14 protein-coding genes, 1 tRNA gene, 3 rRNA genes and 1 pseudogene are annotated in these 19,566 nt (G+C 67.6%); 10 read left to right on the top strand and 9 right to left on the bottom strand.

The window, feature by feature from the left end; translation table 11 throughout:
• Nucleotides 1-66 precede the first annotated feature (66 nt).
• The gene (locus ACZ466_RS07475; protein ID WP_378291261.1) at nt 67-1,041 is read right to left on the bottom strand and encodes a DUF5954 family protein; all 975 of its coding nucleotides are present in this window, start codon (nt 1,039-1,041) and stop codon (nt 67-69) included.
• 136 nt (nt 1,042-1,177) lie between these two features.
• Nucleotides 1,178-1,603, bottom strand: coding sequence for a hypothetical protein (locus tag ACZ466_RS07470; protein WP_378291258.1), 426 nt, complete (start codon nt 1,601-1,603; stop codon nt 1,178-1,180).
• Nucleotides 1,604-1,780: 177 nt separating this feature from the next.
• Here ACZ466_RS07470 and ACZ466_RS07465 point away from each other — a divergent pair, with 177 nt between their 5' ends.
• The gene (locus tag ACZ466_RS07465; protein ID WP_378291256.1) at nt 1,781-3,049 is read left to right on the top strand and encodes a hypothetical protein; all 1,269 of its coding nucleotides are present in this window, start codon (nt 1,781-1,783) and stop codon (nt 3,047-3,049) included.
• Between the two features lie 66 nt (nt 3,050-3,115).
• Nucleotides 3,116-3,188, top strand: a tRNA-Ala gene (locus ACZ466_RS07460).
• A 218-nt stretch (nt 3,189-3,406) separates the two neighbouring features.
• On the opposite strand, the gene ACZ466_RS07455 is transcribed toward ACZ466_RS07460, so the two are convergent.
• The 3 genes from ACZ466_RS07455 to ACZ466_RS07445 are packed head-to-tail and all read right to left on the bottom strand — an operon-like array spanning nt 3,407 to nt 5,412.
• On the bottom strand, nt 3,407-4,504 hold the full coding sequence (locus ACZ466_RS07455; RefSeq protein WP_378291252.1) for a baeRF2 domain-containing protein: 1,098 nt from the start codon (nt 4,502-4,504) through the stop codon (nt 3,407-3,409).
• A gap of 45 nt (nt 4,505-4,549) precedes the next feature.
• Nucleotides 4,550-5,059, bottom strand: a complete 510-nt coding sequence (locus ACZ466_RS07450) for a DUF1360 domain-containing protein (protein ID WP_378291250.1) — start codon at nt 5,057-5,059, stop codon at nt 4,550-4,552.
• A complete protein-coding gene (locus ACZ466_RS07445) occupies nt 5,056-5,412 on the bottom strand; it encodes a VOC family protein (protein ID WP_378291248.1) in 357 nt (118 codons plus the stop codon). Before ACZ466_RS07445 ends, ACZ466_RS07450 begins: the two co-directional genes overlap by 4 nt.
• 89 nt (nt 5,413-5,501) lie before the next feature.
• Here ACZ466_RS07445 and ACZ466_RS07440 point away from each other — a divergent pair, with 89 nt between their 5' ends.
• Nucleotides 5,502-5,882, top strand: coding sequence for a DUF5709 domain-containing protein (locus ACZ466_RS07440; RefSeq protein WP_378291246.1), 381 nt, complete (start codon nt 5,502-5,504; stop codon nt 5,880-5,882).
• Nucleotides 5,883-5,934: 52 nt separating this feature from the next.
• On the opposite strand, the gene ACZ466_RS07435 is transcribed toward ACZ466_RS07440, so the two are convergent.
• From ACZ466_RS07435 to ACZ466_RS07425, 3 genes are all read right to left on the bottom strand, one after another.
• Nucleotides 5,935-6,192 carry a DUF7218 family protein gene (locus tag ACZ466_RS07435; protein WP_378291244.1) on the bottom strand — a complete coding sequence of 86 codons (258 nt, stop codon included), beginning with the start codon at nt 6,190-6,192 and terminating at the stop codon, nt 5,935-5,937.
• 53 nt (nt 6,193-6,245) lie between these two features.
• Nucleotides 6,246-7,055: an MBL fold metallo-hydrolase gene (locus tag ACZ466_RS07430; RefSeq protein WP_378291242.1), complete on the bottom strand. Its 810-nt coding sequence runs from the start codon at nt 7,053-7,055 to the stop codon at nt 6,246-6,248.
• A 1,386-nt stretch (nt 7,056-8,441) separates the two neighbouring features.
• Nucleotides 8,442-8,603: a hypothetical protein gene (locus tag ACZ466_RS07425; RefSeq protein WP_378291240.1), complete on the bottom strand. Its 162-nt coding sequence runs from the start codon at nt 8,601-8,603 to the stop codon at nt 8,442-8,444.
• Nucleotides 8,604-9,077: 474 nt separating this feature from the next.
• Here ACZ466_RS07425 and ACZ466_RS07420 point away from each other — a divergent pair, with 474 nt between their 5' ends.
• The 6 genes and pseudogenes from ACZ466_RS07420 to ACZ466_RS07395 form a co-directional block, all read left to right on the top strand.
• Nucleotides 9,078-9,779, top strand: a complete 702-nt coding sequence (locus ACZ466_RS07420; RefSeq protein ID WP_378291238.1) for a DUF6882 domain-containing protein — start codon at nt 9,078-9,080, stop codon at nt 9,777-9,779.
• 804 nt (nt 9,780-10,583) lie between these two features.
• Nucleotides 10,584-12,098, top strand: a 16S ribosomal RNA gene (locus tag ACZ466_RS07415).
• Nucleotides 12,099-12,548: 450 nt separating this feature from the next.
• A 23S ribosomal RNA gene (locus ACZ466_RS07410) occupies nt 12,549-15,655 on the top strand.
• A gap of 155 nt (nt 15,656-15,810) precedes the next feature.
• Nucleotides 15,811-15,927, top strand: a 5S ribosomal RNA gene (gene rrf / locus ACZ466_RS07405).
• Together the 16S, 23S and 5S rRNA genes form the textbook arrangement of a ribosomal RNA operon.
• Nucleotides 15,928-16,502: 575 nt before the next feature.
• A complete protein-coding gene (locus ACZ466_RS07400; RefSeq protein ID WP_378283878.1) occupies nt 16,503-16,664 on the top strand; it encodes a hypothetical protein in 162 nt (53 codons plus the stop codon).
• Nucleotides 16,665-16,742: 78 nt separating this feature from the next.
• Nucleotides 16,743-16,845, top strand: a pseudogene (locus tag ACZ466_RS07395) (IS481 family transposase); the annotation flags it as partial.
• A gap of 419 nt (nt 16,846-17,264) precedes the next feature.
• Here the strand turns inward: ACZ466_RS07395 and ACZ466_RS07390 are convergent.
• Nucleotides 17,265-17,753 (bottom strand): 2-thiouracil desulfurase family protein, encoded by a 489-nt coding sequence (locus ACZ466_RS07390; protein WP_378283877.1) that lies wholly within the window; start codon nt 17,751-17,753, stop codon nt 17,265-17,267.
• Nucleotides 17,754-17,849: 96 nt separating this feature from the next.
• Here ACZ466_RS07390 and ctaD point away from each other — a divergent pair, with 96 nt between their 5' ends.
• Entirely contained in the window at nt 17,850-19,493 is a 1,644-nt protein-coding gene (gene ctaD / locus ACZ466_RS07385) for an aa3-type cytochrome oxidase subunit I (protein ID WP_378283876.1), read from the top strand.
• Nucleotides 19,494-19,566 lie beyond the last annotated feature (73 nt).

The following is a 19,566-nucleotide window of genomic DNA, read 5'->3' as shown; positions in this document are numbered from 1 at the left end:
CGGGCACGCCGACGTGGTCGGCATGGGCCGAGGAGCCGTTCTGGGCGACGGCTGCGCCCTTGTGGGTCAGGACTCGTCCTGGACGACCTCCGGCACGCCGTAGCGCTCCTGGTCGGACGGGCGCGGCGCCTCCGGGCCGTCTCGGCCGAGCCGCAGCATCCGGGAGACCCGCACGGTGCGGAACCGGCGGCCGAGGGCGGTGAACTCGTGTCCGGTCGCCGCCGTGATCCGCGCCGCGGCCCCCGCCCACGCCTCCATCTCGGCGGGCGTGGCCGGATCGCCCTGGAACTCGCGCAGCCGCGGCAGCAGCCGGCTGAAGTAGCCCGCCAGGTGGTCGCGGGCGTCGTCGGGATCGCTGCCCCCGGTGAGCGGCTCCCACGCGTCCTCCGTGACCTCCACCACGGTGAACGTGGGCGGCAGCAGCACCACCCCGGGGTGGGTGCGGATCGCGTGCCGCGCCTCGGTCCGGACGATCTCCGGGACGGTGCCGGGCATCGGCATGTACCCCACCAGGTTCAGCCTGAGCTGGGCCTCCCACTGCCCGGCGGGCGCCCGCGGGTCGATCGGGTGCCCGCGCAGCATCGAGTCGATCCCGGTCAGGGCGCCGTCGCTGGGGCGGGGAGGCTCCATCACCCGGTCGCCGATCAGGGTGTACTTCTCGATCCTGATCACCCGGTAGCGGCGGTCGCCGAGCTCCCACTCGTCCTTGGGGAGCTGCTCGCCCTCCTCGGGGTCCAGCCGGTCGGCCGCCGCCCGCATGGCCCGGGCCGTCGCCGCGTCGGTGCCGTCCTCGGCGGCGGCCTGCCGCAGATCCATGGCCAGCCCGTAGCGCGCGGCCGAGGGATCGGTCGCGCCCAGGCAGCCGATCCGCCACCGCGAGCCGGTCTGCACCGCGTGTCCGAAATCGGGGGAGCCGGCCGGGAGGATCCTTCGGTAATCGCGGATCCGCTCGCCGATCTCGCGGTCCCGCAGCGCCGCGCCCGGCTCCAGTTCGGCGACCAGATTGATGTGGTCGTAACCGGGCATCAGGGGGAAACTCATTCCCTCATCTTCGCCACGGACCCGCACCGTACGCAGGCGATTCACCGGATCGGCGGGCAACTCCGCGCCGAATCCCCGTCGTCTGAACGGATATTTCCGATTACTCCGGAAAAGCGGGTCATGATCATTGTCGTGTTCACAGATCGAACCACGGAATGCACGTCACGTCGTAGAACGCGTTGGAATCCAGGCTCGCCTCGACGATCTCGTGCCAGTTCCCGCCGTGCCGGGCGTACATCCACTCGATCGTCGGGCCCTGCGGGCTGCCGTACCGGGCCTGGTTGCGCTGCTCCAGCTTCCGCACGTCCTTGACCTTCATCTTGCCGCGCACCAGCGACTTGGCCTCGTTCCGGCGCGGCACCATCGCCCGGGCGATCTCCTGCTCGCTCTTGCCCTGGATGCGCATCCGGTTGACCTCGACCTCCATGGCCTCCAGGCGGTCCAGGTACGCCTGCCGCACCTGGCAGTTGTGCACCCAGTCGTCCGCCGGGCCCACCCCGGTCCACAGGGACAGCCCGAACAAGCCGGGGAGCAGCAGGAGGGTGACCGCCAGCCGGCGCATGCGCAGTACCTTTCGTGACACGGGGGGTGACGCCGCCTATGGACGATGCCGTATACCGGATCGTCCGATCAACGGGAACGGGTGATCTCGGCCCTTCCCCGCGGCGGCCCTGTCATGGTGGCGCAGGACGGCCCCGCCCGTGAAGCCCGACCCGTCCTGGGCCGGTAGTTTTCATCTGTGAACGACGAGCGAGCGTCCCAGGCCGGTTCGATCGCGTTCGCCGGGGCCCTCGGCGCCCTGGCGGGAGCGGCCCTCGCCGGCCACCGCGGCGCGCGCGCGGCGGGAGCCGGGGCCGCCCTGGGCGCGGTCGCGCTCGGCGCAGGCGAGGCGGTGGCCCGCGCACGGCAACGCCCCGGCGAGATCCCCGCCCTGTGGCAGCGCATCGCCGTCAGCGGCGCCATGGCCGCGCCCTTGGGGTGGCTGGCCGGGCGCTCCGCGGGCCCGTTGGCCGTGGGGACGGTCTCCGGCGCCGTCGCGGGCGCCCTCGGCCTGAGACCGCAGAAGGTCGCCCTCGGCCCGGTCGTCGGCGCCGCCGTCGGCGCAGCCGCCACGGCACGGCCCCTCCCCGCCGCCGCGGTGGCGAGCGCGGCCGTGGTGACCTACCGCACCCTGGCGGCGCTCCTCTTCCGCGACGCCCAGGTCAGCCTCCTCGCCGAGGAGGTCCCCGCCGAGAGCCTCCCCTTCGTGGTGCCGAGAGAGGCCCGATCCCGGTACGTCGGCACCGGCTACGTCAAAGAACTCGCCGAAACGATCGGCGGCACCTACACCGCCGACGCCCCCGACGTCGGCATCGTCGGCTCCCTGGACGAACTCGCCGGCCCCGACTTCGACCCCGCCGGGACACACCCCCTCGTCCGCGAGTTCTACGAGCACACCGCCCGGTTCGAACTGGACATCGTCCCCGAATGGCGCACCTGGGTCCGCCCCGGCTACCTCCTCTACCGCACCCTCCTCGCCCGCCCCCTCGGCCAGGCGAACGTCCCGATGAACCAGCGCGAAGCCCAGCGCGGCGTGCGCGGCCGCATCGACACGATCGTCCCCGACCTCCCCGACGCGACCGCCGTCCGCGGCTGGATCCGCTCCTTCTCCGACACCGACGAACCCATCTACGTGGGCATCTACACCACCTACCGGCACGGCGACCGGGGCTACGTCAGCGTCGGCTTCCCACTGCCCCACGCCAGCTTCACCGCCACGCTCGCCCCGTACGCCCGGCCCGGCGGCGGACTCGTCCTCACCAGCGAAAGCGATCTCGACCACCCCGGGCACTACCTCACCTACGTCGACCCCGGCTCCAGAGACCTCACCGCCCTCGCCGTCCACGGCTTCGCCGAACGGCTCGACGTCTACGTGGAGGACGGCGCCCTCCGGGCCGAACACGCCTTCTCCGTCTTCGGCCTGCCGTTCCTCGTCCTGCGCTACACGATGACGCGCAAGACCCGCTGACGTCCCGAGCAGGCCTCCGCGTGCACTAAGCTCTCCTAGGGCCGGTCACCGGAAACGGCGGCCTGCGGGGCTATGGCGCAGTTGGTAGCGCGCCTCCATGGCATGGAGGAGGTCTGGGGTTCGAATCCCCATAGCTCCACTCGTAGGTGGGAGGAGTGTGTCCGCGGAAGGCGCGGACCGCTCCTCCTCGTCGTGTTTATCGGGGGGGCGACCCCCCGAGCCCCCCGATGTGGGGGCTTCGCCCCCACGCCCCCCTGGCGGGTGGTTGCGGTTTTTGGTTGGGGTGTTCGGCTCTTGCACGGGCGGCCCCGGCCCGCTCCTCCACGGGCGGGCCGGGGCCGGGCGGGGTGCTTTGGGTCAGTGGCGGGTGGACGGGTCGTTGTAGCGGAGGACGGCGCCTACGCCGAGAGAGGCGTTGGGGCCATCGGACGGGAGGACGACCACGTCCCCGTCGGTCGCGGCCACGGCCCTGATGAGGGCGGCGTCGGCGCGCTCCTCGACCGGGTCGTCGACGCCCAGGGGGCGGAGGTCGTCGGGGGTGGTGGCCACCTCGAAGGGCTGCGGGCCCGTCCAGAGCCTGGCGGGGGAGGCGGGGTCGTCGTCGATGAGCAGCGTCTCGACCTGGCCGCGGCGGACGGCCTCGACGGTCGCGGGGAGGCCCGCCACGGCGCGCTCGCCGTTGGCCAGCTCGCGTTCGAAGCGCTCGGCGACGGTGAGGATCCGCTCGGTGCTCTTGAGATCGAGGATCCGGGAGAGCTCGCCGTCCAGGCCGTTGCCGCGGTCGGACTCGACCGTGTGCTCCAGCACGCCGTCGGAGATCTCCTCCAGGACGGCGGTGCGGGCCCTGGCGTCACCTGCGATCACCACGGCCTCGGCATGGCTGGCGCGGGCGACCTTGTCGATCTCCCGGGCGACCTTCTTGGCGTTGCTCTTCCAGACGTTCTCCGCCGAGCGCTGGAAGCGCGACTGGTTCCAGTCGCCGGCCTTGACCTTGCGGATGGGGTACTCCTCGTCCCCGGGCACGTCGATGTGGCGGTGCCGGCCCTCCGGGTCGACGCAGTCGATCTCGCCGCCCCTCCGGTCGACGTGCGCGACCAGGTGGGCGAAGCGCTCCCCCCGGTCGGAAAGGTACGGCATCACGTGGGGGAGGGGGGACACCCTGGCCAGGGGCGTGCGGGGGGCGTGCTCGAACCGTTCGGAGAACACCACCTCGCCGTCCGCCGCGAAGATCACCAGGCCCTCGGAGCGGCGCCGCTCCACTTCCTCCTCCACGGCACGCTCCACCGCGCGCAGCGTGGGCTTGGGCGCGCCCTGCGCCTCCAGCTCCGCGTGCAGCGCACGCCAGCGCAGCTCGACGGCCTTGCCGGCGTCCTCGGTGGTGCGGGTCAGGTCGGCGTACACGGAGGCGTACGGACCCGGCCGGGAGTACAGCGGCTTGAGGAAAGACAGTTCCATATGGAGGCCCTACCCGTCCCGGCGGCACCAAACGTCGCCGCTCCCTCACTCCTCGGCGGCCCGCTGGAGCCGCGCGTAGGCGAGCTGGAGCCAGTCCGAACCGGCCACGGCCGTCATCGTGGCGCCCGCCAGACGGGTCGCGTCGGGGGCGAAGGCCAGACCGGCGGCGTACGCGGTCGCCACCCACTGGGCCGTGCAGAACGGGCAGGTGATCAGCTCGCCGACGACATGCCGGGCGCCGTGGCCGCGGACCTCCTCGGCCAGCTCGGACGGGCCGGCCGTGCCCGCGTACCGGGTGAACGGGGCGCGCAGCGGGCTCGTCACCGGATCCTTGGAGATCAGCCGGGCCAGCTTGTGCGTGGTCACCGTCATCAGGGCGAGATCGGCCGCCCCGACGCGGGTGGCGGGGGCGGCGCGGCGCCGGGCCAGCAGCGCCAGCGCGCCGGTGGTGAGGCCGTACACGGCGAGGGTGGCCAGGTACGAGCCCAGCGGGCGCTCCGCCCCGGCGGTGTACTTCTCCTTCTGTCGGCGGGCGTGTTCGGCGACCTTGGTCATGAGGATCCCTCCGGTTCGACGATCAGGCAGAACTCGTTGCCCTCCGGGTCGGCGAGCACCGTGGTGAGCCACCCCTCGTCGTCGAAGGGGCCGCGCACGACGGTGGCGCCGAGCCCGGTGAGCCGGGCCAGCTCGCCGTCCATGTCCGTGACGCGCAGATCGGGATGCATCCGGTTCTTGCCGACCTTGGGTTCGGGGACGCGTTGCAGCAGCCACTTGGGACCCTCGCCGCGCGGGTCGTCCAGCGCCGTGTACGGGGGAGAGTGCGGGTGGCGGCGGTAGCGGAGCGCGGCGGCCCAGAAGGCGGCCAGCCGCTCCGGGTCCGCGCAGTCGAGGACGAAGACCTGGCGCATGCCCCGAGCGTGCCCTGCCGCAGGGCGCCGAACCACGAATGATCCGCGCCACGCGGGTACGCGCCCCCGGAACGGAAAGGGGGAACGCGATGACCGAGCGGCACAGCTCGCCGGAGGACGACGGCATCCCCGATCTTCAGGACGGGACCCCGGAGCAGTACTGGACCGAGGACCCGCAGGAGGCCGCGCTGCCGGGGGACGAACCGGTCGCCGTGGACGACTTCGGCACGACCGCCGAGGAGATGCGCGAAGGCGAGCCGCTCGACGAGCGGCTGCGCCGGGAGGAGCCGGAGCGTCCCGCGCCCGCGGACGAGCCCGCCGCCCCCGCCCCCGCCCCCGCCGGGCGCATCGTCGAAGAGGACGAAGGCGCCCGCACCGACACCGAGCCGGACGCGGTCGCCCGGGACGAGGGCGCCGACGGCGGCGGGTACACGGCCGAGGAAAGGGCGATGCGGATCGAAGAGGAATAGGACGGCCGAACGAAGAGGGGGCGGCCCACGGGCCGCCCCCCTCTCCGATGGGTCAGTGGCTGCGCAGCGCCTTGACCAGTTCCGACTTGTTCATCGACGAACGGCCCTCGATGCCGATCTCGCGTGCGCGCTTCATCAGCTCGTCCTTGGACCAGTCGTCGTACGCGGGGCTCTTACCGCCCTTGCGGCCGACCTTCCCGCTCCCCTGGGAGGCGGAGGCGTTGGCGATCCGTGCCGCCTTCTCCTTGCTGTCGCCCTTCTCGCGGAGGCGCTGATACTTCTTCTCGTCCTTGATCTGGGCTCTGGGCATCAGATGACCCCTCCTTCCAAGGCCCGTGGTACCCGGCGTGCGCGTTTCACACGTCAGCTCAACCGGACGAAGGGTTCCGGGAGATGCGGTGCGGCCAGCAGGCCACCGCTCTTGCGCAGCTTGCGCAACACCGCGGTGCGCGTGGTCGCGGCCGCCGCGGAGTCCTCGTCGTAGACGTACTCGATGGCGGGGTCGGCCAGCTGGACGGGGTGCAGGACCACATCGCCCGACACCATGAGCTGGTCGTCCCCGAGCACCACCGACTGATGCCCCGGCGTGTGCCCCGGCGTGGGGACGACCTTGATGTCCTCGGCGATGCGGGTCTGCCCCTGGAGGGTGTCCAGGCATTCGGCCTCTTGCAGGGGGGTGACGACCTCGTCCAGGACGTCCCCGCCCTCGCCCTCCAGCCAGGTGAGCTCGTCCTCCTGGACGACGTGGCGGGCATTGGGGAACAGGGGCTTGCCGTCGACGACCGCGCCGCTGGCGTGGTCGCTGTGGAGATGGGTCAGTACGACGGTGTCGACGCTTTCCGGCTTGACGCCGATCTCTGCCAGCGCCGTAGGGAGGCGTCCGGGCACGGGCGCCCAGGAGGAGGCCGGAGATTCCTCTGGACCGAGCCCCGCGTCCACCAGCACGGTGGGACCCGCGGGGACGCGCAGCAGATAGCAGTGGAAGTGCAGGATCCACTCACCGTCCGGCCCGAACGCCTCAGGCGCCTCGGCCCTCGTGCGCTCCCAGAGCGCGGGCCTGGCACCAGTGAAGGTGTCGTCCAGCGGTTTCCGCAACGCCTCTCCCATCGGACCCACCGCGTCGCAGAGCGGGATGACCTCGACGCCGGAAACGATCCTTGGTTTCTCGTGCATGAAGCCACCCTCCCAGGAAGGCCCCACCCTGCCGCAAACGCGAATCGGCGGCCGAGGGGAGGACAATCTGCCTGCACGATTCCGGGCCGCCCAGGGTCGGCTGCGCATGCTGTGGCGGCGGCCCGTGATCGGCTGGCCCTGGACCAGCCGATGTGGACACCGTCGCGCCGTTCGCCTGGAGGAACTGCGGGCGCCCCCGCCGTGCCCCGCTCGTACCGCTGACCGTGGCACACCCGCTACGGGCGCGGGCGCCGTACGGGTCGGGGCCGCCAGCCGCTCGCCGGAGCGGCTGCTGACCAACGTCCCCGCCCAGATCACCAACGTCATCGGCTGGACGCGCTGGAGCACGAGAGCGCGCCGTCGGCGGCACGATGCCCGCGAGAACACCGCATGGTCCGGGGTGAGCGCGCCCGGGCCGCCGGGCTCCTCGGCACCACGTACGCCTGCCAGCGCACGACGACCGCCCAGGGCTCGACGCAAGCCGTACCGAGACCACCGCCCGGCAGGCACTCGGCGACGACAGCTCCGCCACCGCGTACGACCGCGCCCCGCGGACGGCCTCCATCTGGGACGACCAGTTGGATCACCACCCCCGCAAGCCAACGCCCCCGGGCGTGAACGACTTCCAGGAGCGCAACACCACCACGATCCCGGCCGCCCCAGGCCAGCGTGTGCCAGACGTGGTTGCCCACCGCCCCACCCGCCATCAGGGCTCGCACAGATGCGTCACCGAATTCACCTCAGGCCCGGAATCGTCGAGGTGTCCGGGATCAGAATGCTGCTCACATGCGCCGCGCGAACGTCGCCGCGACCCGGTGCGGAACCGAACCGTCCCCAGCAACGGCGCCGAACGCGCGATCGCCGTCTGCGGAAAGTCGAGGAAGCCCCGTGAACGTCATCGTTTCAGCGCTGTGCCCAGCCTCATCGTCGCGAACATCGCCATCTGCGGCACGAGGCCCGGAAGCAACTGCCACGGCTGGGCCTCCGTGTTACCCGCCACCGCACGACGAACATGAGCAGGAACACGACGGCGTCCCTCCGAGTGGCGCAGCCGGGCTACGTTCCCGCCGGGCCAGCGTCAACCCGTGCCGCAGCGGGGCGGCACACCCCGACGGCCCGGCGCTCTTCTGCCTCTGCCGACGGCCGTCCGGTCAGCGTGAGGAAGACCTCGTCCAGACTCGGCATCCGCAGTGACAACTCGGTCGGCACGCTCGCCGTCTCGTCCAGCCGGCGCGCCACCAGGCCGTCAGACCGCCGGAGCCGACACCGGCGCCATCACAAGCTCCATCGCCGCCGCGTGAGAACCGCCACGATCGCGCCCGGCTCCTCCATCCGATACGGCTCGGCCGCGCGTGCCACCAGAGTCTGCCGCCCGATCCGCCCCTTTCAGTTCCGCAGGCGCGCTCTCCGCCACCACCCGGCCGTGATCAGCAGCACCGTCGTCCCGTCGTCCACGAGGTCCCGGACGGCCGCCCGCACCTCATCGCGGGTTCGCGGGTCCGGTCCCGCCCTCGGCTCGTCCAGGTAGATCGCCTCAGACCGGTTCACCAGGCTCGTCGCCAGACCTGGCCTGAGTACGTCCTCACCGCGCGCCTCGCGGCCTCCATCAACTGGAACCGCTCTACAGCGCCCGCCTCCGCGCCTTGGCCCGTGCCGGGCCGAAGCCCAGCAGCCACACGATCATGACCAGGTCCTCGGTGCCGGTCAGCCCAATCGTTGCCCGCACCGGGCCGTGTTCCGGACGACGTCGTACCCGCAGACCTCCGCCCGGCCGGCGTCCGGCTCAGCAGCGTGCCCCGCCGGGCCGCCAGGTCCGCCCCGTCCAGTGCACGCGTCTTTCTGAACCGCCCGCAGGCCCTCCCGGCCCGTATCAGCTACTCACAGGCGGCCTTTCGACGATGACTCGCGTTCTCCGGAAGCACCGTCACCGGCGCCGCTGACACGTGCCCACAGGCGCGGGCACCCCGCTGACGCCCAGGGCACGGCCCTGCCGGTCGCTGTGCGCCACTATGCTGCCGCTGCATGTCACGACAGAGCTCCTACAGTCCGGCGTTCGAAGCGTTCGGGGCGGAACGCTCCGCAGCGGCGATGCAGCAGCAGGAGGCGTTGAACGCCTTCCTCGGCACCGAGCACAGGACCGCCGACCTGGAATCGCGGTCACTGCGCTCCGACGGTCTCGTAATCGGCGGCGTGACGAGCCTGGGCAGCTTCTCCCACCTCAGCAATACCTGGCTGTGGACCTGGGCGAATCCGAACTTCGGCTGGGACCATCCCGCCGTCGCCGCGGTCCGCGCCATCCACGACTACGGCGTGGAGCACGACATCCCCGAGCTGAGTACCGGCCACCTCGACCTCGGCGGTTTCCCCCAGCCGCACCAGGCCGCCACCACCATGGCCATCGCCGCCGGCCACCTGCTGGGCGGGAACGGCATCTGGTCATGCGCGATCAACGAGGGCAAGGGCGCGGCGTACGTCCACCTCGACGACCCCCAACTGCCCTCCGCCGTGTTCGACCCGAACACCGCGCCGCGCCTGCTCATGACCGCCGTCCAGGTCTTCCCCGATGACCACCGGCGGGTCGTGCGCGGCTACTTCGACCGCCACGGCGCCCCGTACGAGGAGACCGCCGAGACGATCTCCGGCGGCCCCCCGGGAGGCGGCAGCATCACCGTGGCCTTCGACTCCCAGGGCCGCGTCGACCAGCTCTCCGCGGCCCTGGCCTGAGGGGCCGCACCGGGCGAGCCTCGCGCCCTAGCGGTGGATCGAACGTGGGGTACACCACTTCCAAGCCATCCCATGGTTGCTCACGGGTGAGGTGCTCCCCTCGGCCGAGGCAAGCCCGGTGACCGGCATCCTCCGAGGTGCCCGCGTCCGGGCGACCTCTCCGGGGTCCGTGAGTGAATCAACCGTGACCTGGGGGTTTAGTCCGCGTGGGCGAGGGGTAACAAGACCGAGTTGACGAGTGGTTCTTGATTATCTAATGTTCTTCCTGCCCCGAGGGGATGCGGGACGCCGACAGGCGGACGGCCTCCGGGGAAGCCCCCAGAGGAAAACGGTTCGAAGCTCGCTTGGAACCGGGTTACTCTGGAGTGGTCAGCCCAGACGGGATGCAGGACGCCGCAAGGTGGTCGGCCCGTGGGACTCCACCGAACGATCGATCACGGGCCGCTCCGGCTGCCCGCGATGACGCACGGCGGGCTGGGCTAAGCCTCTGAAGATCAACCGCCAGGTTGGTTGACAGGAGCGAAGATCCTGGTAAGTTAGAAGGGTTGCCCCGGAGGACGGGCCCGCGAGAGTGGGCGCGAACGCGGTGGGTGTCCGTTTCTTGAGAACTCAACAGCGTGTTAAAAGCCAGTGCCTTTATAGGTCCGGCCGTTTAGGTCGGACCACCCCGTGGCCGCGGTCATCGCTTGTCGGTGTCCGTGGTGGGGATTTCTTTGAGGCAGTGCACCGGCCCGTGTACGGGTTGGTGTTTTGCTGGGATTTTTTCCTGAGGTTTGGCGGCTTTTCGGAGTCGTCGTTCGGACCTTGATGGAGAGTTTGATCCTGGCTCAGGACGAACGCTGGCGGCGTGCTTAACACATGCAAGTCGAGCGGAAAGGCCCCTTCGGGGGTACTCGAGCGGCGAACGGGTGAGTAACACGTGAGCAACCTGCCCCTGACTCTGGGATAAGCCTGGGAAACCGGGTCTAATACCGGATATGACCCTCCATCGCATGGTGTGAGGGTGGAAAGTTTTTCGGTTGGGGATGGGCTCGCGGCCTATCAGCTTGTTGGTGGGGTGATGGCCTACCAAGGCGACGACGGGTAACCGGCCTGAGAGGGCGACCGGTCACACTGGGACTGAGACACGGCCCAGACTCCTACGGGAGGCAGCAGTGGGGAATCTTGCGCAATGGGCGGAAGCCTGACGCAGCGACGCCGCGTGGGGGATGACGGCCTTCGGGTTGTAAACCTCTTTCAGCAGGGACGAAGCTAACGTGACGGTACCTGCAGAAGAAGCGCCGGCTAACTACGTGCCAGCAGCCGCGGTAATACGTAGGGCGCAAGCGTTGTCCGGAATTATTGGGCGTAAAGAGCTCGTAGGCGGTTTGTTGCGTCCGTCGTGAAAGCCCACGGCTTAACTGTGGGTCTGCGGTGGATACGGGCAGACTAGAGGCAGGTAGGGGAGCATGGAATTCCCGGTGTAGCGGTGAAATGCGCAGATATCGGGAGGAACACCGGTGGCGAAGGCGGTGCTCTGGGCCTGTACTGACGCTGAGGAGCGAAAGCGTGGGGAGCGAACAGGATTAGATACCCTGGTAGTCCACGCCGTAAACGTTGGGCGCTAGGTGTGGGGTCCTTCCACGGATTCCGCGCCGCAGCTAACGCATTAAGCGCCCCGCCTGGGGAGTACGGCCGCAAGGCTAAAACTCAAAGGAATTGACGGGGGCCCGCACAAGCGGCGGAGCATGTTGCTTAATTCGACGCAACGCGAAGAACCTTACCAAGGCTTGACATCGCCGGAAAACTCGCAGAGATGCGGGGTCCTTTTGGGCCGGTGACAGGTGGTGCATGGCTGTCGTCAGCTCGTGTCGTGAGATGTTGGGTTAAGTCCCGCAACGAGCGCAACCCTCGTTCCATGTTGCCAGCACTTCGGGTGGGGACTCATGGGAGACCGCCGGGGTCAACTCGGAGGAAGGTGGGGATGACGTCAAGTCATCATGCCCCTTATGTCTTGGGCTGCAAACATGCTACAATGGCCGGTACAAAGGGCTGCGATACCGTGAGGTGGAGCGAATCCCGTAAAGCCGGTCTCAGTTCGGATCGAAGTCTGCAACTCGACTTCGTGAAGTCGGAGTCGCTAGTAATCGCAGATCAGCAACGCTGCGGTGAATACGTTCCCGGGCCTTGTACACACCGCCCGTCACGTCACGAAAGTCGGCAACACCCGAAGCCCGTGGCCCAACCTTTTGGGGGGAGCGGTCGAAGGTGGGGCCGGCGATTGGGACGAAGTCGTAACAAGGTAGCCGTACCGGAAGGTGCGGCTGGATCACCTCCTTTCTAAGGAGCATCAACTGGCCTGTGTCGCTCACTTCGGTGGGGATGCGGGTCGGTGGCCGTCTTCGGCAGCGAGTGTCTGCCGGGTGGCTGCTCATAGATGTGGAGCACTGGTTATTCAGCTCGCCGCTCGTGCGAGCCGGCTAGTACCGCCCGGTCTTTGACTGGGAGTGGGAACGTTGGTCGTCGGGCGGGTGGGGAGCTGGACACGCTGTTGGGTCCTGAGGAAACGGACCCTTCAGCCCCTGAACACGAGAGTCTTCGACTCGGGTGTGATGGGGCTGGGTTGTTTCTTCTGGATTGCGGGGCTGGTTGCCCTGGTCGCCGGTTGGTGGCTGGGGGGCTGGTGGTCCCGGTTGTTTTTTGAGAACTGCACAGTGGACGCGAGCATCTCTGAATGAGGGCCCTTTCGGGGGTTCTTGTTCTCTGTTGCGATTTGTTGATCGTTTTGTGTGTTCAAGTTTTTAAGGGCATACGGTGGATGCCTTGGCATCAGGAGCCGATGAAGGACGTGGGAGCCTGCGATATGCCTCGGGGAGTCGGCAACCAGACTTTGATCCGGGGATTTCCGAATGGGGAAACCTGGCACCCGTCATGGGGTGTCGCCGCCGTCTGAATGTATAGGGCGGTTGGTGGGAACGCGGGGAAGTGAAACATCTCAGTACCCGCAGGAAGAGAAAACAATAGTGATTCCGTGAGTAGTGGTGAGCGAAAGCGGAGGAGCCTAAACCGTGCGCGTGTGATAGCCGGCAGGCGTTGCGTGTGCGGGGTTGTGGGACCATCCGGTCAGTGCTGCCGTGCTGACAAGAAGTTACAAACTGCTCGGGTAGTCGAATGGCATGGGAAGGCCGACCGTAGACGGTGAGAGTCCGGTAGACGAAATCTGAGTGGCTTCTGGGTGTGTTCCCGAGTAGCACGGGGCCCGTGAAATCCCGTGTGAATCTGCCACGACCACGTGGTAAGGCTGAATACTTCCTGATGACCGATAGCGGACCAGTACCGTGAGGGAAAGGTGAAAAGTGCCCCGGTGAGGGGTCGTGAAAGAGTACCTGAAACCGTGTGCCTACAAGCCGTCAGAGCGTCCTCAGCCCTTTCGGGGGCTGTTCGTGATGGCGTGCCTTTTGAAGAATGAGCCTGCGAGTTATGGTGTGTGGCGAGGTTAACCGGTGGCGGGTAGCCGTAGCGAAAGCGAGTCTGAATAGGGCGTTTGAGTCGCATGCTGTAGACCCGAAGCGGAGTGATCTAGCCATGGGCAGGGTGAAGCGCCGGTAAGACGGTGTGGAGGCCCGAACCCACCAGGGTTGAAAACCTGGGGGATGACCTGTGGTTAGGGGTGAAAGGCCAATCAAACTCCGTGATAGCTGGTTCTCCCCGAAATGCATTTAGGTGCAGCGTTGCGTGTTTCTTGCCGGAGGTAGAGCTACTGGATGGCCGATGGGCCCGACAAGGTTACTGACGTCAGCCAAACTCCGAATGCCGGTAAGTGAGAGCGTGGCAGTGAGACTGCGGGGGATAAGCTTCGTAGTCGAGAGGGAAACAGCCCAGATCATCGGTTAAGGCCCCTAAGCGTGTGCTAAGTGGTAAAGGATGTGGAGTTGCCGTGACAACCAGGAGGTTGGCTTAGAAGCAGCCATCCTTGAAAGAGTGCGTAATAGCTCACTGGTCAAGTGATTCCGCGCCGACAATGTAGCGGGGCTCAAGCACACCGCCGAAGCCGTGGCATTTCAGTCGTGAGGCTGGGATGGGTAGGGGAGCGTCCTGCGTCCGGTGAAGCCGCCGAGTGATCGTGTGGTGGAGGGCGCGGGAGTGAGAATGCAGGCATGAGTAGCGAATGGAGAGTGAGAAACTCTCCCGCCGGATGACCAAGGGTTCCTGGGGCAGGCTAATCCGCCCAGGGTAAGTCGGGACCTAAGGCGAGGCCGACAGGCGTAGTCGATGGACAACGGGTTGATATTCCCGTACCCGCTGGTATGCGCCAACGCTGAATCCTCTGATGCTAAGACCCTGAATCCTGGTTGGAGCCTTCGGGTTTCTTCCGGGCCTAGCGGTCGGCCCGAGGGGGTAGTAGGTGAGCGATGGGGTGACGCAGGAGGGTAGCTCAGCCCAGGCGATGGTTGTCCTGGGGTAAGCATGTAGCCCGTGCCATAGGTAAATCCGTGGCGCATCAAGGGTGAGATGTGATGCCGAGCCGTTTTAGGTGAAGTGAGTGATCCCATGCTGCCGAGAAAAGCCTCTAGTGAGTGTACCGGCGGCCCGTACCCTAAACCGACTCAGGTGGTCAGGTAGAGAATACCAAGGCGATCGGGTGAACTGTGGTTAAGGAACTCGGCAAATTGCCCCCGTAACTTTGGGAGAAGGGGGACCACGTCCGGTGATGGCACTTGCTGCCGGAGCTGGGGGTGGTCGCAGAGGCCAGGGGGAAGCGACTGTTTACTAAAAACACAGGTCCGTGCGAAGTCGTAAGACGCTGTATACGGACTGACGCCTGCCCGGTGCCGGAACGTTAAGAGGACCGGTTAGGCCTTCGGGTCGAAGCTGAGAATCTAAGCGCCGGTAAACGGCGGTGGTAACTATAACCATCCTAAGGTAGCGAAATTCCTTGTCGGGTAAGTTCCGACCTGCACGAATGGCGTAACGACTTCCCCGCTGTCTCAACCACAGGCCCGGTGAAATTGCAGTACGAGTAAAGATGCTCGTTTCGCGCAGCAGGACGGAAAGACCCCGGGACCTTCACTATAGCTTGGCATTGGCGTTTGGAGCGTCTTGTGTAGGATAGGTGGGAGACTGTGAAGCCGGCACGCCAGTGTCGGTGGAGTCGTTGGTGAAATACCACTCTGGTCGTTTTGAGCGTCTAACCCGCACCCGTGGATCCGGGTGGGGGACAGTGCCTGGTGGGTAGTTTAACTGGGGCGGTTGCCTCCCAAAGAGTAACGGAGGCGCCCAAAGGTTCCCTCAGCCTGGTTGGCAATCAGGTGGTGAGTGCAAGGGCACAAGGGAGCTTGACTGTGAGACTGACAGGTCGAGCAGGTGCGAAAGCAGGGCCTAGTGATCCGGCACCGGCGTGTGGAAGCGGTGTCGCTCAACGGCTAAAAGGTACCCCGGGGATAACAGGCTGATCTTCCCCAAGAGTCCATATCGACGGGATGGTTTGGCACCTCGATGTCGGCTCGTCGCATCCTGGGGCTGGAGTAGGTCCCAAGGGTTGGGCTGTTCGCCCATTAAAGCGGCACGCGAGCTGGGTTTAGAACGTCGCGAGACAGTTCGGTCCCTATCCGCTGCGCGCGTAGGAGAATTGAGAGGGTCTGTCCCTAGTACGAGAGGACCGGGACGGACGGACCTCTGGTGTGCCAGTTGTCCCGCCAGGGGCACGGCTGGTTGGCTACGTTCGGTCGGGATAACCGCTGAAAGCATCTAAGCGGGAAGCCTTCCTCGAGATGAGTTCTCCCTCCCACCTTTGGTGGGGTAAGGCTCCCAGTAGACGACTGGGTTGATAGGCCGGAGATGGAAGCTCGGTAACGGGTGGAGTTGACCGGTACTAATAGGCCGAGTGGCTTGACACACCCTGATCGACAGGTCTGCTGCGGTTGGTGTTCGCGTCCCTGTGTGGTTCCCGGAGAACAAACGGGAACCCCGTGTGTTTGAGTCTTGAATAGTGTGAGCCGTACGGCTCGAACGAGCTTGCCGCCCCTGTTTGGTTGGGGGTGTGCGTGGGTCGTTCGGTGGTTATGGCGAAGGGGAAACACCCGGTCCCATCCCGAACCCGGAAGTTAAGCCCTTCAGCGCCGATGGTACTGCATGGGAGACTGTGTGGGAGAGTAGGACACCGCCGGACACATATTAGGAAAGGGCCCTGCCGGGTTTACCGGCGGGGCCCTTTCTCATTTATAGGCATTCACGCCCCCGTCCGCCGCCAGGGCTGGGATGGGCTGGTCGGCCGGTGCAGCGGGCTGCGCTCTTGCCGGTCGTGGACATCTACCCGCGTCGAGGAGCAGGTGCTCGCAGGCCGGGCGCGAATTGCGGGTCGGGCGCGATCACATCGCCTGGGCGACCGGGTGGCGGCCCGTATCCTCACCCGGATCCTGCGCCGCCAGGGCTGGGACGGGCTGGTCGGCCGGTGCAGCGGGCTACGTTCCTGCCGGTCGCGGACAACCGCCCGCGTCGGGGAGTAGGTGCTTCGGGCCGGGCGCGAATTGCGGGCCGGGCCCGGTCACGTCGTCCGGGCGACCGGGGTGCCGGTCCGCATTCTCACTCGGATGCTGCGCTGCGAGGGCTGGGATGGGCTGGCTGGGCGGCGCAGCGGCGCCACGCTCTTGCCGGTCGCGGGCATCTGCCCGCGTCGGGGAGTAGGTGCTTCGGGCCAGGCGCGAATTGCGGGCCGGGCCTGATCGCATCGCCCGGGAGACCGGGGTGCCGGTCCGCATTCTCACTCGGATCCGGCGTCGTCAAGGCGTCCCCGTCCCGGCCGGCGGCGAACCGGTCACCGGGCAGCAGATCCGGGCCTCCCGCATGAGCCTGTGGCGTTACGAGCGCCCGGCGCCGGGCGACCTGATCCATCTGGACGTCAAGTAGCTCGGCCGGATCCCTGACGGAGGCGGCTGGCGTGTCCATGGCCGCAGCGAGGCCGTGCGCGGACGCGGGATCGGCTACGACCACGTCCACACCGCCATCGGCGACCACTCCCGGCTTGCCTGCGCCGAGGTCCTGGCCGATGAGGAGGGCACCACCTGCGCCGCGTTCCTGGCCCGGGCCGCGGCGTTCTCCGCCGTCCACGGCATCGTCCCGCATCGAGCAGGTGTTGACCGACAACGCCCGCAACCACCCGGGCCAGCCCCCTTTCGGCAGGCATGCGCCGACCTGGGAGTCCGTCAGAAGTTCACCCGCCTCCGCTGCCTCTGGACCAACGCGTTGGTGGGTGGACGCGCGGGTGCCTTGGATGGGGGCAGGGTGGCGTTTTGGTGGGCTTTTGGGTTGAGTGTTTTATGAGGCGAATGCGCTCGGGAGTGTGGATCTCGCGTCCAACCGTGATTGCTGGATGTGGGGGCGGCGAGCTGGGCGAGGACGATCTGGCGTTGAAGGTTGCAGGAGCGCTCGCTGGTCTTTTTCGGGATCCTGGGGCGGGACTTTCGGCGGAAGGGCCGATGTGGTGGTGCGGGGGCTCTGGGGCAGTGGTTAGCGTTCGAGTTCGGCCAGGTAGTCGGCGGCGGCGTCGAGTTCGTTCTCGTTGAAGACGCGGATTCCTGAGCGTTGGAGCAGCGTCGTGGTGATGCCGGCGCCGGGTATGCGGGTGCCGGTGAACGTGCCGTCGTAGGTGTGGCGGGTGGCGCAGGAGGGGCTGCCCTCCTTGAGGATGGCCATGCGGGCTCCCGCGCGTTCGGCGGTTTCCAGGGCCAGGCGGGCGCCGCGTACGAAGGGGTCGGTGACGTCGGCGCCGGTGTCGGTGCGGACGCCGGCGGTGCCGTCCAGCACGGCGGCGGCCGGGCCGGTGAGTTCGGCCGGGGGACGGGGGACGGGCAGTCCGCCGGATACTTCGGGGCAGAACGGGACCAGGCGGCCCTCGGCGCGCCAGCGTTCGAAGAGCGCGCCGTGCACGGGCTTCGCGGCGCCGTCGTAGCGGACCGGCCGCCCGAACAGGCAAGCGCTCACCAAAATCCGTTCCACGTCTCCAGCCTATGCGGGCAAGCCGGACGGACCTTGCTTGCGCCTCCCGTGACCTGGGCGAATAGTTGAGGGGACCCCGTTCTCAGGGAGTACGGCATGGTTCTTCTCGGCCGCCCTCTGACGGAGGCGCCGCCTCGGGAGCGCCCCCGGGGCTCGGTGCTGGTCTCCTGGATCACCACCACCGACCACAAGGTGATCGGCCACCTCTACCTCGTCACCTCGTTCACGTTCTTCCTGCTGGCAGGACTGATGGCGATGGTGCTGCGGGCGGAGCTGGCCTCGCCGGGCCGGCAGCTGGTGAGCAACGAGCAGTACAACCAGTTGTTCACCGTGCACGGCACGGTGATGCTGCTGCTGTTCGCGACACCGCTGTTCATCGGGTTCTCCAACGTCATCATGCCGCTGCAGATCGGCTCACCGGACGTGGCGTTCCCGCGGCTCAACATGTTCAGCTACTGGCTGTTCCTGTTCGGCGGCCTGATCGTGTTCGCGTCCTTCGTCGCGCCGGGCGGCGCCGCCAGCTTCGGCTGGACCGGCTACAGTCCGCTGAACAGCGAGCTGCGCTCGCCCGGCGTGGGCGCCGATCTGTGGATCATGGGGTTGGTGCTGTCGGGGGTCGGGACGATCCTGGGCGGGGTCAACTTCATCACCACGATCGCCGTGATGCGGGCGCCCGGGATGACGATGTTCCGGATGCCGATCTTCACCTGGAACATCCTGCTGACCAGCCTGATGGTGCTGATCGCGTTCCCGATCCTGGCGGCGGCGCTGCTGGTGCTGGAGTCCGACCGGCGGCTGGGGTCGCACGTGTACGACCCGTCGCTGGGCGGGGCGCTCCTCTGGCAGCACCTGTTCTGGTTCTTCGGTCATCCCGAGGTCTACATCATCGCGCTGCCGTTCTTCGGCATCATCACCGAGGTCATCCCGGTCTTCAGCCGCAAGCCGCTGTTCGGCTACGTCGGGATGGTCGGGGCCACGATCGCGATCGCGGGCCTGTCGATGGCGGTGTGGGCGCACCACATGTTCACGACCGGGCGGGTGCTGCTGCCGTTCTTCTCGTTCATGACGTTCCTGATCGCGGTGCCGACCGGGGTGAAGTTCTTCAACTGGGTCGGCACGATGTGGCGCGGCCGGCTCAGTTTCGAGTCGCCGATGCTGTTCTCGGTCGGGTTCCTGGTGACGTTCCTGTTCGGCGGGCTGACCGGGGTCATCCTGGCCTCGCCGCCGATGGACTTCCAGGTGCAGGACTCCTACTTCGTGGTGGGGCACTTCCACTATGTCGTCTTCGGCACGGTGGTGTTCGCGATGTTCGCGGGCTTCTACTTCTGGTGGCCGAAGATGACCGGGCGGATGCTGGACGAGCGCCTCGGCAAGCTGCACTTCTGGTTCCTGTTCGTCGGCTTTCAGGCGACGTTCCTGGTGCAGCACTGGCTGGGTGCCGAGGGCATGCCGCGGCGGTACGCCGACTACCCCGAGCAGTTCGTCGCGCTGAACCGGGTGTCGAGCGCCGGGGCGTTCATCCTGGGCGTCTCCACGCTGTTCTTCCTCTACAACGTGTACAAGACGACCCGGCACGCGCCGCGGGTGGACGCCGACGACCCGTGGGGGTTCGGGAACTCGCTGGAATGGGCGACCTCGTCGCCGCCGCCCCGGCACAACTTCAAGGTCATTCCGCGGATCCGGTCGGAGCGGCCGGCGTTCGACCTGCACTATCCGAGGCTGCCCGACGAGCATCGCTGAGGCGCGGCGGCCGGGTGTGGTCAGGTGCGGGTTCCCGGCCGCCTGCCGCTACACACCGCCATAGGGTGACCGC

This window comes from Actinomadura rugatobispora (genome assembly GCF_055379765.1).
The sequence above is the reverse complement of the archived record's forward strand: the minus strand, read 5'-3'. Positions and strand labels throughout refer to the sequence as shown.

Coding starts and splice junctions, on each gene's coding strand:
- ACZ466_RS07475 (WP_378291261.1), bottom strand. CDS start 1,041: ATGAGTTTCCCCCTGATGCCCGGTTACGACCACATCAATCTGGTCGCC.
- ACZ466_RS07470 (WP_378291258.1), bottom strand. CDS start 1,603: ATGCGCCGGCTGGCGGTCACCCTCCTGCTGCTCCCCGGCTTGTTCGGG.
- ACZ466_RS07455 (WP_378291252.1), bottom strand. CDS start 4,504: ATGGAACTGTCTTTCCTCAAGCCGCTGTACTCCCGGCCGGGTCCGTAC.
- ACZ466_RS07450 (WP_378291250.1), bottom strand. CDS start 5,059: ATGACCAAGGTCGCCGAACACGCCCGCCGACAGAAGGAGAAGTACACC.
- ACZ466_RS07445 (WP_378291248.1), bottom strand. CDS start 5,412: ATGCGCCAGGTCTTCGTCCTCGACTGCGCGGACCCGGAGCGGCTGGCC.
- ACZ466_RS07440 (WP_378291246.1), top strand. CDS start 5,502: ATGACCGAGCGGCACAGCTCGCCGGAGGACGACGGCATCCCCGATCTT.
- ACZ466_RS07435 (WP_378291244.1), bottom strand. CDS start 6,192: ATGCCCAGAGCCCAGATCAAGGACGAGAAGAAGTATCAGCGCCTCCGC.
- ACZ466_RS07430 (WP_378291242.1), bottom strand. CDS start 7,055: ATGCACGAGAAACCAAGGATCGTTTCCGGCGTCGAGGTCATCCCGCTC.
- ACZ466_RS07420 (WP_378291238.1), top strand. CDS start 9,078: ATGTCACGACAGAGCTCCTACAGTCCGGCGTTCGAAGCGTTCGGGGCG.
- ctaD (WP_378283876.1), top strand. CDS start 17,850: ATGGTTCTTCTCGGCCGCCCTCTGACGGAGGCGCCGCCTCGGGAGCGC.